Annotated in this window: 15 protein-coding genes; 4 read left to right on the plus strand and 11 right to left on the minus strand. The window is 64.5% G+C overall.

The genetic code is table 11. The features are described 5' to 3' along the window. Positions 1 to 56: 56 nt before the first annotated feature. The 3 genes from GQY20_RS26995 to GQY20_RS27005 are packed head-to-tail and all read right to left on the minus strand — an operon-like array spanning position 57 to position 3,015. On the minus strand, positions 57 to 1,118 hold the full coding sequence (locus tag GQY20_RS26995; protein ID WP_157220273.1) for a homocysteine S-methyltransferase family protein: 1,062 nt from the start codon (positions 1,116 to 1,118) through the stop codon (positions 57 to 59). Further along, on the minus strand, positions 1,115 to 2,056 hold the full coding sequence (metF, locus tag GQY20_RS27000) for a methylenetetrahydrofolate reductase [NAD(P)H] (protein WP_157220274.1): 942 nt from the start codon (positions 2,054 to 2,056) through the stop codon (positions 1,115 to 1,117). Before metF ends, GQY20_RS26995 begins: the two co-directional genes overlap by 4 nt. After that, positions 2,053 to 3,015, minus strand: a complete 963-nt coding sequence (locus tag GQY20_RS27005) for an ArsR/SmtB family transcription factor (protein ID WP_157220275.1) — start codon at positions 3,013 to 3,015, stop codon at positions 2,053 to 2,055. Before GQY20_RS27005 ends, metF begins: the two co-directional genes overlap by 4 nt. Before the next feature lie 113 nt (positions 3,016 to 3,128). Between GQY20_RS27005 and GQY20_RS27010 the strand changes: the two genes are divergently transcribed. The 3 genes from GQY20_RS27010 (at position 3,129) to GQY20_RS27020 (ending at position 4,646) form a co-directional block, all read left to right on the plus strand. After that, a complete protein-coding gene (locus GQY20_RS27010) occupies positions 3,129 to 4,052 on the plus strand; it encodes an MlaA family lipoprotein (protein ID WP_157220276.1) in 924 nt (307 codons plus the stop codon). Between the two features lie 19 nt (positions 4,053 to 4,071). Beyond that, a complete protein-coding gene (locus tag GQY20_RS27015; protein ID WP_157220277.1) occupies positions 4,072 to 4,314 on the plus strand; it encodes a hypothetical protein in 243 nt (80 codons plus the stop codon). Positions 4,315 to 4,397: 83 nt separating this feature from the next. Continuing rightward, complete coding sequence (locus GQY20_RS27020) at positions 4,398 to 4,646, plus strand: hypothetical protein (RefSeq protein WP_157220278.1); 249 nt, start codon at positions 4,398 to 4,400, stop codon at positions 4,644 to 4,646. 185 nt (positions 4,647 to 4,831) lie between these two features. Here the strand turns inward: GQY20_RS27020 and groL are convergent, their stop codons facing one another. Next, complete coding sequence (groL, locus tag GQY20_RS27025; RefSeq protein WP_157220279.1) at positions 4,832 to 6,472, minus strand: chaperonin GroEL; 1,641 nt, start codon at positions 6,470 to 6,472, stop codon at positions 4,832 to 4,834. A gap of 35 nt (positions 6,473 to 6,507) precedes the next feature. Then, entirely contained in the window at positions 6,508 to 6,795 is a 288-nt protein-coding gene (gene groES, locus GQY20_RS27030; RefSeq protein ID WP_157220280.1) for a co-chaperone GroES, read from the minus strand. Positions 6,796 to 7,033: 238 nt separating this feature from the next. Here groES and sppA point away from each other — a divergent pair, with 238 nt between their 5' ends. Next, positions 7,034 to 8,917 (plus strand): signal peptide peptidase SppA, encoded by a 1,884-nt coding sequence (gene sppA, locus GQY20_RS27035; RefSeq protein ID WP_157220281.1) that lies wholly within the window; start codon positions 7,034 to 7,036, stop codon positions 8,915 to 8,917. A gap of 5 nt (positions 8,918 to 8,922) precedes the next feature. On the opposite strand, the gene GQY20_RS27040 is transcribed toward sppA, so the two are convergent. The 6 genes from GQY20_RS27040 to odhB all read right to left on the minus strand — a co-directional run bounded on the left by GQY20_RS27040 (position 8,923) and on the right by odhB (position 15,268). Then, positions 8,923 to 9,555 (minus strand): trimeric intracellular cation channel family protein, encoded by a 633-nt coding sequence (locus tag GQY20_RS27040; RefSeq protein WP_157220282.1) that lies wholly within the window; start codon positions 9,553 to 9,555, stop codon positions 8,923 to 8,925. Positions 9,556 to 9,628: 73 nt separating this feature from the next. After that, positions 9,629 to 10,267 carry a hypothetical protein gene (locus GQY20_RS27045; protein WP_157220283.1) on the minus strand — a complete coding sequence of 213 codons (639 nt, stop codon included), beginning with the start codon at positions 10,265 to 10,267 and terminating at the stop codon, positions 9,629 to 9,631. 876 nt (positions 10,268 to 11,143) lie between these two features. Next, a complete protein-coding gene (locus tag GQY20_RS27050; protein WP_198351230.1) occupies positions 11,144 to 12,025 on the minus strand; it encodes a hypothetical protein in 882 nt (293 codons plus the stop codon). A gap of 72 nt (positions 12,026 to 12,097) precedes the next feature. Continuing rightward, positions 12,098 to 12,361: a hypothetical protein gene (locus GQY20_RS27055; RefSeq protein WP_157220285.1), complete on the minus strand. Its 264-nt coding sequence runs from the start codon at positions 12,359 to 12,361 to the stop codon at positions 12,098 to 12,100. A 155-nt stretch (positions 12,362 to 12,516) separates the two neighbouring features. Next, positions 12,517 to 13,911, minus strand: coding sequence for a dihydrolipoyl dehydrogenase (lpdA, locus tag GQY20_RS27060; RefSeq protein WP_157220286.1), 1,395 nt, complete (start codon positions 13,909 to 13,911; stop codon positions 12,517 to 12,519). Between the two features lie 82 nt (positions 13,912 to 13,993). Next, positions 13,994 to 15,268: a 2-oxoglutarate dehydrogenase complex dihydrolipoyllysine-residue succinyltransferase gene (gene odhB, locus GQY20_RS27065; protein ID WP_157220287.1), complete on the minus strand. Its 1,275-nt coding sequence runs from the start codon at positions 15,266 to 15,268 to the stop codon at positions 13,994 to 13,996. Positions 15,269 to 15,278 lie beyond the last annotated feature (10 nt).

Consider the following 15,278-nt stretch of genomic DNA (forward strand, 5'->3'; position numbering starts at 1 on the left):
GGAGCGTCCGGATCGGCCGAGCCCAGTTTTCGCTGGGATGCCGATCCGGGCAATCCTCAAGCCGCCAATATCATCGGTTCCAGCCCCGCCAGTATCGCGTGGCCAGCCGGTTTTGCGATGGTGCGCGGCGCCTGGCCGGCAACCGCATGGCGCATCGCCGCAATGTGGCCCGGCGTGGTGCCGCAGCAGCCACCGACGATATTGATCAGGCCGGTCTCCGCCCATTCCCGGATGAAGCCGCCCGTCGTCTCCGGCTGCTCGTCATATTGGCCAAGTTCGTTGGGCAGTCCGGCATTGGGATAGACCATCACCAGCGTGTCCGCCTGCGCCGCGATGGTCGCGACGTGCGGCCGCAGTTGCGGCGCGCCGAACGAGCAGTTCATGCCGATCGTCAGCGGCCGGGCATGGCGCACGCTGGCCCAGAAGCTCTCGATGGAATGGCCCGAGAGGTTGCGGCCGGACATGTCGGTGACGGTGAAGCTCAGCATGATCGGCACCTCGATGCCACGTGCCTCACCCGCCTCGATGCAGGCCATGATGCCGGCCTTGGCGTTGAGCGTGTCGAACACCGTCTCGATCAGGATGAAATCGACGCCACCGTCGAGCAGCGCATCGATCTGTTCGCGATAGACGTCCTTCAGCTCATCGAAGGTGATCGCCCGGAAGCCGGGATCATTGACGTCGGGCGAAAGCGAGAGCGTCTTGTTGGTCGGCCCGATCGCGCCCGCCACGAAGCGCGGGCGGCCGTCCTTGGCCTCCCACTCGCCTGCCGCGTCGCGCGCGATCTGGGCGGAGCTGATGTTGATGTCCCGCACCAGATGCTCGAGGCCGTAATCCGCCTGGCTGATCCGGTTGGCGTTGAAGGTGTTGGTCGAGACGATATCCGATCCCGCATCGAGATAGGCCTCGGTGATCTCCGCGATCACGTCCGGCCGGGTGAGCGCGAGCAGGTCGTTATTGCCCTTCTGATCGTGCGTGACCTCCAGGGCGCCACGATAGTCGGCCTCCTGAAGGCGATAGCTCTGGATCATCGTGCCGAAGGCGCCGTCGGTGAGCAGGATGCGCTGCGCCGCCTGTTCGCGCAGCCGCCGGGCTGCATCGGATGCCGCGATTTTCATGCCGCTTCCTCCTTCAAGGTCTCGACCGGGCGCTTTCCAAGCAGATGACAGATTGCGTAGCTCAGCTCGGCGCGGTTGAGGGTATAGAAATGGAAATGCCGGACGTCGCCCGCATAGAGACGGCGGCACATTTCGGCCGCGATCGTGGCCGCGACGAGCTGACGCGCCGCAGGATGGTCATCGAGCCCTTCGAACAGCCGATCCATCCACGCCGGGATCGAAGCGCCGCACATCCCCGCGAACTTGCGGGTCTGCGCGACGTTGGACACCGGCAGGATGCCGGGCACGATCTCGGCGCTGATGCCCGCCGCCGCCGCCGCATCGCGGAAGCGGAAGAAGGCCTCGGGCGAGAAGAAGAACTGGGTGATCGCGCGGTTGGCACCCGCATCGATCTTCGCCTTCAGATTGTCGAGATCTGCGGTGACGTCCGGCGAATCCGGATGGCATTCGGGATAGGCCGCGACCGAAATCTCGAACGGCGCCACCGCCTTCAGGCCACCGACGAGAGACGCGGCGTTCGCGAAGCCGTCGGGCCGCGCCTGGAAGCGGGTGCCGGCCTGGGGCGAATCGCCGCGCAGGGCCACGATGTGCCGCACCCCCGCCTCCCAATAGGCGCGGGCTACGTCGAGAATCTCGTCACGGCTCGCATCAACGCAGGTCAGATGCGCCGCTGCCGGTATCGAGGTCTCGCGGGCGATACGCGCGACCGTGGCATGGGTGCGCTCCCGCGTCGAACCGCCGGCGCCATAGGTCACCGATACGAAACGCGGCGCCAGCGGCGCCAGCGTTTGCACCGCCTCCCACAGAGTCTCCTCCATCTTCGCCGTCTTGGGCGGAAAAAATTCGAACGAGACGGCAGCATCGCCGGCGAGATCGGCAAAGAGCGGCGCATCGATAGCGCGGCGGGCCTCTTCCATCTGATTCAGCGACAGGGTCATGCGGCTTCTACCTCTCGATCGATCGCGGCGGGCTTGCGGCCAAGCCACAGCTTCACCGTCAATTCGCCGCCTTCCAAAGTTTCCTCGGCCGCGTCCTCGAGCCCGGCCGCGGTGAGCCAGGTCCGAATCTGCTCGTCTGCAAAGCCGAGACGGGCGTGCGCATCCTGATCGCGCAATTCCTCGCGGTCGTGCGGCGCGAAATCGACGATCAACAGCCGCCCGTCGGGCGCGAGCAGCCGCGCCGCCTCGGCCACTGCCGCCGCGGGTTGCTGCGCGTAATGCAGCACCTGGTGGATGATCACCGTATCGGCCGATCCGGAAGCGAGCGGCAGCGCATACATATCGCCCTGGCGCAGCTCGAACCGGGCGATGCCGGCCTCCGTCAGATTAGCCCGCGCCATGCGAAGCATTTCGGGGCTGCGATCGATGCCGGTCGCGCAATCCGCCTCGCGCCCGAACAGAGCGAGCATGCGGCCGGTGCCGGTGCCGATATCGACCAGATTGCCGATCGGCCGATCCGCCAGCGCCCGGAGCATCGCCGCCTCGACTTCGCTCTCCGCGACGTGCAGCGACCGGATCGCGTCCCATTCGGCGGCATGACTCTCGAAATAACGCTCCGCCGCCGCTGCGCGATCGGCGCGGACGGCAGCCAGCCGCGCGGCATCTGCCACGGCCCAATGATCGCCCGGCTCCAGCGGCCGCCAGGCGTCGATCGCCGCGAGCAGCGGCGCGACGCGCGCAGCCTCGCCGAGCCCCAGAAACACCCAGCTTCCTTCCTTGCGCCGTTCCGCAAGGCCGGCATCGGCGAGAATCTTCACATGGCGCGAGACGCGGGGCTGGCTTTGGCCTAGCACCTGGGCCAATTCACCAACCGACAGCTCCATTGCGCGCAACAGTGCGAGGATCCGCAAACGCGTCGGATCCGCAAGCGCGCGGAAGATGTCGAGGAGCATGCGCATATCACATAACGATATAAAGATATCCTTATATCCGGTCAACCCGCTTGTACGCCCCCTGTCGGCTATGGCAGGCCAAGTCCTTCATCCATCAGATGTTAGCAGGTGTGATTCTCATGCGCGTACCCGCGTCCTTCCTGACCCTCGCCCTGCTCGCCGGATGCGCCACGACGCCCGGCACCGATCGTCTGGCGGAGAAGGATCCGCTTCAGGGTTTCAACCGTGCGATCTGGGATATCAACCAGGCATTCGACACGGTGCTCATCAAACCGGTGACTGTCGCCTATCGCGCCGTCGTGCCCAGACCGGCCCGTAGCGGCGTCAGCAACGCCTTGAACAATCTTCACGAACCCTTTTACTTCGTGAACAATCTTTTGCAGGGCAAACCTCATCGCGCGGTGCGCTCGCTCGGCCGGTTCGTGGTGAACTCGACGGTGGGCGTGGCCGGCCTCGGCGACCCGGCAAGCAAGATGGGTATGAAACCGGCACCGGAGGATTTCGGACAGACGCTTGCGGTGTGGGGCGTCAATGGCGGCCCCTATCTGGTGCTGCCGCTGCTCGGGCCGTCCACCCTGCGCGACGGCGTCGGCATGGCCGCTTCGCAGTTTATCGACCCCTATCGGCTCTGCCTCAACGAATGCGGCTTCTCGTCCTCGGCTCTCCGCTACGGCATGATGGCCGGCGAAGTGGTCGATACGCGGTCGCAACTCATCGACAGCGGCGCCGACGCCTTCCTGAAATCAAGCGCCGATCCCTATACTACCGCGCGGTCCGCCTATCTGCAGCGCCGCCGCGCGGCCATTCTCGATCAGGACGATCAGGCAGCGGCCGGCCCCGGCAAGGGCAGCGACGACGCGGCGATGGATGCCGCGCTCAAGGACATGAACGGCGACTCCGGCACTGCGCCTCCACCGGCGGCCGATCAGGCCGCACCGCCGGCGAATGCAGCGCCCGCACCGGCATCACCCGAATCGCCCCCGCCCCCTGCTGGCGAACAGCCCGGCCAGACGCCGCCTGCACAGACACCCCCGGCCCAGTGAAATCCCAGTGAGATCCGCAATGAAGACGCTGCTTCCCCTCTCCGCCGCGCTTGCAGCCGCATTCGCACTCGCCGCCTGCCACAAGGGCGGCGACATTGCAGGCAATGTCGCCGACGTAGCAGCCGACGCCAACGCCACCGCGGCCGAAGCGATCAGTGATACCAATGCCGCCGAGAGCGACGATGCCGCGACATTGGGCAATGGCGGCGACGCCGGGGCGGGACCATCCGGCAACGACACAGCCGCCGACAACGGCAACTGATCGGGCTTATCTCCGGCGTCCTCTTTTCGTTTACGAATATGCGGTTAAAGTGTCACCGCTCTGCAGTATCGGAAGGCGGCGGCATGGACCGGAGATCGATCGCGGCTTTGGTAACTTTGGGCGCCCTCCTGGTGCTAGGCGCGTGCAACCGGCATAACGAGCAGTCGGTCGGCGGCGTGACCGCAGACGAGGCCGCACAGCTCAACAACGCCGCCGAGATGCTGGACACCTCTCCCGACAGCCTGTCGGCCCCGGAGGATGCACCGCTCGGCAATGCCGATGCCGACGGCTCCGGCTCACATGGGGGACCGGCCGCCAAGCCGACCTCCTGATCTCGCTCGCCCGCGGGCGCGCGCTTCCCATCAACTCCCCACGACACGAGAGACGCGGGGCCGACCGCCCGGCAGGGCCGTTCGCTCGCCGCACATTTTCCCTCCATCCCAGATGGCTCGAGACATAAGAAAGGGGCCGGAGATCGCTCCCCGGCCCCTTCCTTGTTCGACGAAAACGGTAGGACTTAGAAGTCCATGCCGCCCATGCCGCCCATGCCGCCCGGCATCGCCGGGGCGGGCTTGTCGTCGGGCAGCTCGGCGACGGTGGCTTCCGTCGTGATGAGCAGGCCGGCAACCGAAGCGGCATCCTGAAGCGCGGTGCGGACGACCTTGGTCGGGTCGATCACGCCGGCGGCAACCAGATTCTCATAGACGTCGGTGGCGGCGTTGAAGCCGAGCGACGGATCATTGCCGTCGATCAGCTTGCCCGCGACGACCGCGCCGTCATGGCCGGCATTCTGGGCGATCTGACGGACCGGAGCCTGCAGCGCCTTGCGGACGATGTCCACGCCGCGGGTCTGATCGTCGTTCACGCCCTTCAGGCCCTCGAGCGCCTTGGTGGCATAGAGCAGAGCCGTGCCGCCGCCGGGGACGATGCCCTCTTCGACGGCCGCGCGCGTCGCATGCAGCGCGTCGTCGACGCGATCCTTGCGCTCCTTCACCTCGACCTCGGTGGCGCCGCCGACCTTGATCACCGCAACGCCGCCGGCGAGCTTGGCCAGACGCTCCTGGAGCTTCTCGCGGTCATAGTCGCTAGTGGTGTTCTCGATCTGGCGACGGATCGCCTCGACGCGACCCTTGATCGCCTCGGCATCACCGGCGCCATCGACGATGGTGGTGTTGTCCTTGTCGATCGTGACGCGCTTGGCCGTGCCGAGCATGCCGATGGTGACGCTCTCGAGCTTGATGCCGAGGTCCTCGGAGATCATCTCGCCCTTGGTCAGGATCGCGATGTCCTCGAGCATCGCCTTGCGGCGATCGCCGAAGCCCGGAGCCTTGACGGCCGCGACCTTCAGGCCGCCGCGCAGCTTGTTGACGACGAGCGTGGCAAGCGCCTCGCCCTCGATGTCCTCGGCGATGATGAGGAGCGGACGGCCGCTCTGCACCACGGCCTCGAGGATCGGCAGCATCGACTGCAGGTTCGAGAGCTTCTTCTCGTGGATCAGGATGAACGGATCCTGGAGCTCGACCGTCATCTTTTCCGGGTTGGTGATGAAGTAGGGGCTCAGATAGCCACGGTCGAACTGCATGCCTTCGACGACGTCGAGCTCGAACTCGAGGCCCTTGGCTTCCTCGACGGTGATCACGCCTTCCTTGCCGACCTTCTCCATCGCCTCGGCGATCTTCTCGCCGACGACGGTGTCGCCGTTCGCGGAGATGATGCCGACCTGGGCGACTTCGTTGGAGCCGGCGACCGGCTTGGAGCGGCCCTTGAGGTCCTCGACGACCTTGCCGACGGCGAGATCGATGCCGCGCTTCAGGTCCATCGGGTTCATGCCGGCCGCGACCGACTTCATGCCCTCGCGGACGATCGCCTGGGCGAGCACGGTGGCGGTGGTGGTGCCGTCACCCGCGATATCGTTGGTCTTCGAGGCGACCTCGCGGACCATCTGCGCGCCCATATTCTCGAACTTGTCCTTAAGCTCGATTTCCTTGGCGACGGTGACGCCGTCCTTGGTGATGCGGGGAGCGCCGAAGCTTTTGTCGATGACGACGTTGCGGCCCTTCGGGCCCAGCGTGACCTTCACCGCGTCGGCGAGGATGTCGACGCCGCGCAGGATGCGCTCACGGGCGTCGCGCGAAAATTTGACGTCCTTAGCTGCCATGTCTTCTATTCCTTCCTATTTCGAGCGAGCGCGGCTCAGCCGACGATGCCCAGGATGTCCGATTCCTTCATGATCAGCAGGTCTTCGCCGTTGATCTTGACCTCGGTGCCCGACCATTTGCCGAACAGGATGCGGTCGCCGGCCTTGACGTCCAGCGGCGTCACCTTGCCATCCTCGGACTTCAGGCCCGAGCCGGCGGCGACGACTTCGCCTTCCTGCGGCTTTTCCTTGGCCGTGTCGGGGATGATGATGCCGCCGGCCGTCTTCTCCTCGGCCTCAACACGGCGGACGAGCACACGATCGTGCAGTGGGCGGAAACTCATGCGCGTCACCTTTCCTTCTTAACCGCAGCGATCGCGTCCTCCCCCGTAGGTGCGGTCCCCGAATCGCAAGCGTGGTGGTTGCGGAAATTTCATTAGCACTCACCTGAGACGAGTGCCAACAGCGGCCATATGGGGCATGCGGATTGCCCGTCAAGCAGCCGCCGGAAAAAATCCTCGGCCGATTTACAGCGCCGCTGCGAAGCGATAGCCCGGCGGCACGAGCGGAAAAGGACGGACGATGCGGATCCTGCGCGGTTTCTGGAAGTTGCTGGTCGGCATCAAGGACGCCCTCGTCCTCCTTATGATGCTGCTCTTCTTCGGGCTGATCTACGCCGCTCTTTCCGCCAAGCCCAATCCGGCGGTGACGACGACGGGCGCCTTGCTGGTGGATCTCAACGGCGCCATCGTCGAGCAGCCGAGCAGCATCGATCCGGTCGCCTCGCTCACCGGCTCCTCGTCCGGTACGCGCGAATTCCGGCTGCGCGACGTCGTCCGTGCGCTGGATGCCGCGGCGAGCGACGACAAGGCGAAGGCGGTCGTGCTCGATCTCGACCGATTCTCGGGCGGCGGGCAGAGTGCGATCACCACGGTCGGCGAAGCGATCGACAAGGTCCGCAGGGCCGGCAAGCCGGTGCTCGCCTATGCCACCGGTTATAGCGACGACAGCTACCAGCTCGCCGCGCACGCCTCCGAAGTCTGGCTGGATCCGATGGGCGCGGTGCTGATCGCCGGCCCGGGCGGAACGCAACTCTATTATAAGGGCCTGCTCGACAAGCTGGGCGTCAACGCGCGCGTCTATCGCGTCGGCCAGTTCAAATCGGCGGTCGAGCCCTTCACCCGCACCGATCAGTCGCCCGAGGCGCGCGCCGCGAACCAGGCTCTGGTCGACGCGCTCTGGCAGAACTGGCAGGGCGACATCGCCAAGGCGCGCCCCAAGGCCAAGGTGGCGGACTATGTTGGCAATGCCGACAAGATGGCCGAGGCGACCGGCGGCGACATGGCGCAGATCGCACTGCAGGCGGGCCTGGTCGACAAGCTGGGCGACCGCCTCGCCTTCGGCCGCCGCGTCGCCGAGATCGCCGGTGCCGCATCGGACGGCCAGCCCGGCGGTTACCAGTCCATCTCGCTCGACAATTGGACCGCCGCCCATCCCGAAGCCACGTCCGGCGATGCGATCGGCGTGCTGACCATCGCCGGCGAGATCGTCGACGGCAAGGCGCCGGCCGGCACCGCAGGCGGCGATACGGTGAGCAAGCTGCTGCTCGACGAACTGGCCCGCAACCGCATCAAGGCGCTCGTGGTCCGCGTCGACTCGCCCGGCGGTTCTGTCTCCGCATCCGAAAGGATCCGGGGCGCTATCCTCGAAGCCAAGCGGATGAAGCTGCCGATCGTCGTGTCGATGGGCTCGGTCGCCGCTTCGGGCGGCTATTGGGTGTCGACACCGGCCGACCGCATCTTCGCGGAACCCTCGACCATCACCGGATCGATCGGCGTCTTCGGCATCATCCCGACCTTCGAGAAGTCGCTCGGCAAGATCGGCCTGTCCGCCGACGGCGTGAAGACGACACCGCTGACCGGCGAGCCCGACGTGCTGCGCGGCACCTCGGCCGAGTTCGACCGGCTGGTCCAGCTCGGCGTCGAGAACACCTATCGCCGCTTCACCGGCCTCGTCGCCCAATCGCGCCACCTGACGCCGGCGCGGGTAGACGAGATCGGCCAGGGCCGCGTCTGGGCCGGCGGCATCGCGCACCAGATCGGCCTCGTCGACCAGTTCGGCGGCCTCGACGAGGCGGTTGCCGCGGCCGCCAAGCTCGCCAAGCTGGATCCCGCCAAAGTGCACCCGCTGTTCATCGAGAAGCAGCCCGGCTGGCTATCCCAACTCCTCGCCGAATATACGCGCAAGGATGACAGCAGCGGCGACAGCGACGCCCAGGCGCGCGACCCTTATCTGCGGATCGGTACGCGGCCGGACTGGATCCTGGCCGGCGCGATCGCCGACGCGCAGCGCATCACCACCGGCGCTACCATCCAGGCGCGTTGCCTCTCCTGCCCAGGCGCCCGCCCGCCGCAGCCGGCCAAGCAGGCCGCGCGCGCCCTATTGGGCATGGTCGGGCTGCAATAGGCCGGTCAGCGGTTGCGATAGGACGGCAGCGACAGGCCGGTGGCGATCGCGACCGCGCGCAACGCGAATCCGGCGATGCCGCCGATCGCCGCTGCGATCATGGTGGGAAAGCCGAGCAAGACGAGGCCCACGAACAGGCCGGAGGCAAGCGCGGCTGCCGTTACATAGAGTTCGGGGCGCATCAGGATCGACGGCTCCTGCGCCAGCACGTCGCGGATGATGCCGCCCATGCAGGCGGTGACGATGCCCATCACCGCGGCCGGCAGAGGCGGAATGCCGAGGTGGAGCGCCTTGCTCGCGCCGAACACTGCATAGGCGGCAAGCCCAACCGCATCGAACCAGTCGAGCGAACGGGCATGCCACCAGGCGCGCGGCGTGATCCATACCAGCGCCGACACGACGAGGCAGGTGGCGAGCACCCGCCAGTCATGCATCCAGACGACGGGCACGCCGATCAGCAGATCGCGCACGGTGCCACCACCCGTGCCGGTGACGGCCGCAAAGAAGGCGAAGGTAACCGGCGTCTGCTCGCGCCGCGCCGCCGCCAGCGCGCCCGACGCGGCGAACACCGCGATACCGGCCAGATCGAGCAACGGCATTACCGTCGCTCCCCATTCCGCGAAGCCTACAGCGCTCATCCGGGCGGCATAATGCTATTACGAAGTCGAAGGAAAGTCTCCTGCGGGCATCCGTACGCGTACCATCGCGCGATCAGCCGTAATTGGCGGCGCAGGCCTTGAGTACCGGTACAGGGGGTCCAAGCTTCACCACCTCGCTCAACGCCTTGCGCTGCTCGCTCTGCTTCGCTTCCGGCGAATGGATGCCGCGCTTGGCCATGAGGGACGCGATCTTGGGATCGAGCTTGCCCTTTAGCTGGAAATAGGTGGAAAGCTCCTCGCTATAAGCCGGTTGCCGCGCCATCGCACCGTTGAGGAAATCGGCGAGCATGAAGCAGCCGAGTTCCGCCTGCAGCGCATCGGTCGGCAGCTTGGGATCCTGGATCCGCGTGGCGGGATAGGCCTCTGCACAGGGTTGGACGAGGCCCTGCCATTTGCCCGCCGTAACCGAATCCGCCACCTCGCCCATACGCTTAACCACAGCCGCAGCCTTGTCCTGCGCGAATTCCGGGGTCTCGGCACCGGCCAGCATCGCATAATGCAGCGCATTGCCCTGCTGCTCCAGGGTCAGCGGCGCGGAGACATTGGTGGTCCCGGCCCGCGCCGCCGTGGCGTTGACCGCCGCACAGGTCGCCGCACGATCGACGCTGTCATCCGGCAGGCTGAGCTTGGCCTTGCCGCAGGCGGCGACCATCGCCAGCGCGGGCAGGGCAAGCAGGATGAGGGCACGCATATGATATGCTCACGTAATGATCGATGGAGCATATACCGGCGAGCCGGGTTCGGAGTTCCACTGCCCCCTCGCCGTCCCTAAAAATGCAGCATGCAACCGGCGTTATTGCGGCCGAACTGTGGGCTCAGATGAAAGCCAGAAGACCAATCGGTGCGAATGCCTAGGACAGACAAAAGGCAGAACATCGCCCGCGCTGGCCGTCAATCTTCACCCCCCCCCTTAACACCCTCACCATACGCGATAACCCACCGCCGCTAGGCGAGCGAAATGCCGGATGGTCTCAGATTAGACCCAAATATCATATCTTGCTAATAGGTAATTACCACACCCGGGCCCAATATCCTACAAAACTGCTCCGGAGAGTTCCTATATTTTTCGAGATCGATCTGTCTCTTTTCCTGATACCCTCTAAGATCGGAAATAACGATCGGATCATGAACAGATCCGTCCGGATATTTATATTTATCATTTATAGCCTGATGTCCTCCGACAAAGGTATGAAAATAGCTATATTCCTTAAATTCCGTCTCAAACGAATCCCCAAAAAAGACACTAAACCCATTGCAATTGTAAACATCCTCGCTTGACCCGTCGCATCCCATTAACATTAAGCTCATGAAAAAAACGGTTGAACGAGCGTAATATGATAAAACTTCGCGCGCGATTATCATAGTCATTTTCTCCACATGAGATCATATGTGTAAGGAATTCCTCCTCTTGCCTCAAGATCCGCCGCTTAATCAAAGGGATTTGCTGCACTCTGCAAACCGCAACTCATGTAAATAGGAATAAACGCAATCCCCAAGTCCTGATATTGATAGGTATGCTGTTTTTCATGATCCTCGGTGGGAACGGGGGTTAGATTACCCGGATAACCTAGTCTGGTTTGCTCGGAGTTACGTCTCCGCCGTAAATTTGGACATTCCCGAGAGTGAACGCATCACCTCTGGGGCCGCTGTGGAATGTGCCGCCCTGTTTGGCTTGCGCTAAACCTCCTCCGACGAATTGGATCGAATTGCTACCAAACTTGATGCGAGCATTGGGATTGCCCTCAAGCCATCCAAGCGCAGTATTTCCCCCTCCGATGATAGTGCCAATCAAAGTATAGGGCATGGCGTTAATTTTCCCCAGGATATCTTCGAAATTTCCAAAATTCGGGTGTAATCCAGCCAATTTCTTCTCTCCGCGGGAAGAGAGGAGATAGGACCGCTGCTGACCTTGCGGCGGATCGGCATGTGCTGATCGGTCTGCTTTAACGACGATATCTGGCTGTATGGATGCTTCCAGGTCATCGGCCAACTCCGAGGAACCGTTGTTCCTTGCGATCTGGGCCAATTGCCGGATCGATTCAGGATCGCCGCTCACCTCATCATTCATTTGGTTCGCGATTTTCGCTGCCCCATAGGCATTGACCCATTGGGCCATGTCATGGGCGAGATTTGGATTTCCAGCATAGTGGAGCAGGTTACCCACAAAGCTCCCAGAGCCATCGTCAACAGGCTGCACGCCGCTGAGAAGATAGCCGCTGTCCTGCGGAGTACGGACAGGCGCACCGGTAAGCTGCTGCCGTTGAAGGGTTGCGGCATTATTCCGAATACCATCCCGCTCGCCGAGACTGACGCCAGGTGTGTCGACCAACGACACACCATCCACCCCCTGGGAGTTCGGCGTGACCACGATATTGCCGGGACTTGGCTGCCCGATGCCGGTAATCCCCTGCCCCGCGTGATTACCGATGCTTTGCCCGGTAGCTGGCAATGGCCGATAGCCCGATCGGATCCTATCGTATCTGGCGTGAACGGCATCGCGGTGACGGGAGACATCGCCCAGTCATTCTTCACGGCGATTCGCTGAGAAGCCGTCAAACATCCTACGTTGCGCGCCATTGCCCAGCGCCGCCCTTTGCCGCGCGATCTCAGCATCCAACACAGAGAGCATCTCGAGACTGGCAGCGTCAGCGGCTTCGTCCGGCCCGTCGAAGAAGGGACGCGATGCGTTCTGCCAGCCCTGAACAAGCTCATTATCGGCCTTGCGGCCATAAGCCTCGTCGAGCTGCCTCTGTGTATTGGCGAGCTGCCGCGCCAGCGTCCCCATTGGAGTAACGGGGTGGCTCGTCAGTCAGCGCGGGGTTGAGATCCGGGGTGGTGCGAAAGGGTATGCTTCCCAGTAACTGGCATCGCATCGCACCGGGGATTGCCGCCAGCGGCGGACTAGTTCCGAGCCGCGGCATGGGCCGCGGCTCCGGAAACTCAGATGTGGATCGGCTTGCCGAGGACGGCCATCGCCGCTTCCTTCACCGCTTCCGAATGGGTCGGATGCGCATGGCAGGTATAGGCGATGTCCTCGCTGGTCGCGCCAAACTCCATCGCCTGCGCGGCCTGGGCGATCATCGTGCCGGCCACCGAGGCGATGATGTGGACGCCGAGCACGCGGTCGGTCTTGGCGTCGGCGATCACCTTCACGAAGCCGTCCGTCTCCTTGTTGGTCTTGGCACGGCTGTTGGCGAGCATCGGGAATTTGCCGACCTTGATCTCGCCCTTCTCCTTCGCCTGCTCCTCGGTGAGGCCGACGGCGGCGATCTCGGGCATGGTGTAGACCACCGACGGGATCACATCGTGGTTCACGATGCCGGTGAGGCCGGCGATATTCTCCGCCACCGCAATGCCCTCGTCCTCAGCCTTGTGCGCGAGCATCGGACCGGGGACGACATCGCCGATCGCCCAAATGCCGGGCACCGACGTCGCGAAATCATGGTCGATCTCGATCTGGCCGCGCTTGTTGGTCGCAAGGCCAGCCTTGTCGAGCGCCAGCCCCTCGGTGTTCGGCCGCCGGCCGATGGCGACGAGCACCACATCCGCATCGATCGTCTCGGCAGCGCCGCCAGCCGCGGGCTCCACGGTCAGGGTCACGCCCGTGCCGGTCGCCTTGGCCGAGGTGACCTTGGTCGACAGGCGGAATTCGAGGCCCTGCTTCTTGAGGATCTTGTTCGCTTCCTTGCGGACCTCGCCATCCATGCCCGGCAGTATCTGGTCGAGATACTCGACCACGGTCACCTTGGCGCCGAGCCGCTTCCAGACCGAGCCAAGCTCCAGCCCGATCACGCCGCCACCGATGACGACGAGGTGGCCCGGCACCTTGGCGAGCTCCAGCGCGCCGGTGGAATCGAGGATCGCCTTGTTGTCGATCTCGACGCCGGGCAGCGGCGTGACCGACGAGCCAGTCGCGATCACTATATTCTTCGCGCGATAGCTCTTGCCGGCAACCTCGACGGTGTCGGCCGCCGTGAAGCTGGCGCGGCCCTTGAGCCAGTCGACCTTGTTCTTCTTGAACAGGAATTCGATGCCGCCGGTCAGGCCCTTCACCGCATCCTTGCGCTGCCCCTGCATCGCATCGAGATCGAGGCTCAGCCCCTCCACCTTCACGCCCCATTTGGCGAGAGTGCCGCCATGCGCCTCCTCGAACAGCTCCGAAGCATGGAGCAGCGCCTTGGAAGGAATGCAGCCGACATTGAGACAGGTGCCGCCGAGCGTCTCCCGGCTTTCGGCGCACGCGGTCTTGAGCCCGAGCTGCGCCGCGCGGATCGCCGCGACATAGCCGCCAGGGCCGGAACCGATCACCAGCACGTCATAATCAAAGTCAGCCATCTTACTTCCTTCTCGTCCTCCCGGCCCATGGGTCGGAATTTCCGGCGCCTGTACGACGCCGGCTACGGGAGACGTCGCCCGATCAGAGATCGATCAGCAGCCGCGTCGGGTCCTCGATCGCTTCCTTGATCCGCACGAGGAAGGTCACCGCCTCGCGGCCGTCGACCAGGCGATGATCGTAGCTGAGCGCCAGATACATCATCGGCCGCGCCACGATCTGACCGTTGCGCACCACCGGCCGCTCCTCGATACGATGCAGGCCGAGCACCGCCGATTGGCCGAGATTGATGATCGGGCTTGAAAGCAGGGAACCGAACACGCCGCCATTGGAGATGGTGAAAGTACCGCCACGCATCTCATCGACCTTCAGCGTGCCGTCCTTGGCGCGCTTGCCGAAATCGGCGATGGTCTTCTCGATGCCGGCGAAGCTCAGCTTGTCCGCATCGCGCACGACCGGCACGACCAGGCCCTGCGGCGCAGAGACTGCGACCGAGATGTCGGCATAGTCGCGATAGACGATCTCTTCGCCCTCGATCACCGCATTGACCGACGGCACGTCCTTGAGCGCGAGTACCGATGCCTTGGCGAAGAAGCTCATGAAGCCGAGACGGATGCCGTGCTTCTTCTCGAAGAGGTCCTTGTAGCGGTTGCGCGCGTCCATCACCGCCGTCATGTCGACGTCGTTATACGTCGTCAGCATCGCCGCGGTGTTCTGCGATTCCTTGAGGCGCGAGGCGATCGTCTGGCGCAGACGATTCATCCGCACGCGTTCTTCCTTACGGCCCGGCGCCGCGGCGGACGCAACGACGGCCGGAGCGGCAGGCGCCGGAGCGGGAGCGGGTGCGATGCGCGCCGCATTGCCCGTCTTAACGGCCGCCAGCACGTCATCCTTGGTCAGGCGGCCATCCTTGCCATGCCCGACGATCTTCGAGGGATCGAGGCCATGCTCCAGCACCAGACGGCGCACCGCAGGCGAAAGGGTGAGCGGCTGTCCGTCGTCCTCCTCGGCATCGGCGAGAGCAGGCTGCTCGGCAACCTTCTCCGGCGCCATGGGTGTCGGAGCCGGCAGCGGCTCTGCCTCGAGCTTGGCGCTCTCTGTGGCCGGCGCCGTGGCGGTACCGCCTTCGCTCACCGTCGCAATGACGGCACCGACATTGACGGTGTCGCCTTCCTTGACGAGCTGCTCGCCCATCACGCCGGCGACCGGCGACGGCACATCGACCGCCACCTTGTCGGTTTCCAGGCTGGCGATCGGCTCGTCCGCCGCCACGGATTCACCCGGCTTCTTGAGCCACTGGCCCAGCGTCGCCTCGGTGATCGATTCGCCCAGCGTCGGGACCTTGACCTCGGTCGTCATCAGCTTCCTT

Source organism: Flavisphingomonas formosensis, assembly GCF_009755815.1.
Lineage (GTDB): Bacteria > Pseudomonadota > Alphaproteobacteria > Sphingomonadales > Sphingomonadaceae > Flavisphingomonas > Flavisphingomonas formosensis.

Coding starts and splice junctions, on each gene's coding strand:
- GQY20_RS27015 (WP_157220277.1), top strand. CDS start 4,072: ATGAAGACGCTGCTTCCCCTCTCCGCCGCGCTTGCAGCCGCATTCGCA.
- lpdA (WP_157220286.1), bottom strand. CDS start 13,911: ATGGCTGACTTTGATTATGACGTGCTGGTGATCGGTTCCGGCCCTGGC.
- GQY20_RS27040 (WP_157220282.1), bottom strand. CDS start 9,555: ATGAGCGCTGTAGGCTTCGCGGAATGGGGAGCGACGGTAATGCCGTTG.
- GQY20_RS27005 (WP_157220275.1), bottom strand. CDS start 3,015: ATGCGCATGCTCCTCGACATCTTCCGCGCGCTTGCGGATCCGACGCGT.
- odhB (WP_157220287.1), bottom strand. CDS start 15,268: ATGACGACCGAGGTCAAGGTCCCGACGCTGGGCGAATCGATCACCGAG.
- metF (WP_157220274.1), bottom strand. CDS start 2,056: ATGACCCTGTCGCTGAATCAGATGGAAGAGGCCCGCCGCGCTATCGAT.
- sppA (WP_157220281.1), top strand. CDS start 7,034: ATGCGGATCCTGCGCGGTTTCTGGAAGTTGCTGGTCGGCATCAAGGAC.
- GQY20_RS27010 (WP_157220276.1), top strand. CDS start 3,129: ATGCGCGTACCCGCGTCCTTCCTGACCCTCGCCCTGCTCGCCGGATGC.
- GQY20_RS26995 (WP_157220273.1), bottom strand. CDS start 1,118: ATGAAAATCGCGGCATCCGATGCAGCCCGGCGGCTGCGCGAACAGGCG.
- GQY20_RS27020 (WP_157220278.1), top strand. CDS start 4,398: ATGGACCGGAGATCGATCGCGGCTTTGGTAACTTTGGGCGCCCTCCTG.
- groL (WP_157220279.1), bottom strand. CDS start 6,472: ATGGCAGCTAAGGACGTCAAATTTTCGCGCGACGCCCGTGAGCGCATC.
- GQY20_RS27045 (WP_157220283.1), bottom strand. CDS start 10,267: ATGCGTGCCCTCATCCTGCTTGCCCTGCCCGCGCTGGCGATGGTCGCC.
- GQY20_RS27055 (WP_157220285.1), bottom strand. CDS start 12,361: ATGGGGACGCTGGCGCGGCAGCTCGCCAATACACAGAGGCAGCTCGAC.
- groES (WP_157220280.1), bottom strand. CDS start 6,795: ATGAGTTTCCGCCCACTGCACGATCGTGTGCTCGTCCGCCGTGTTGAG.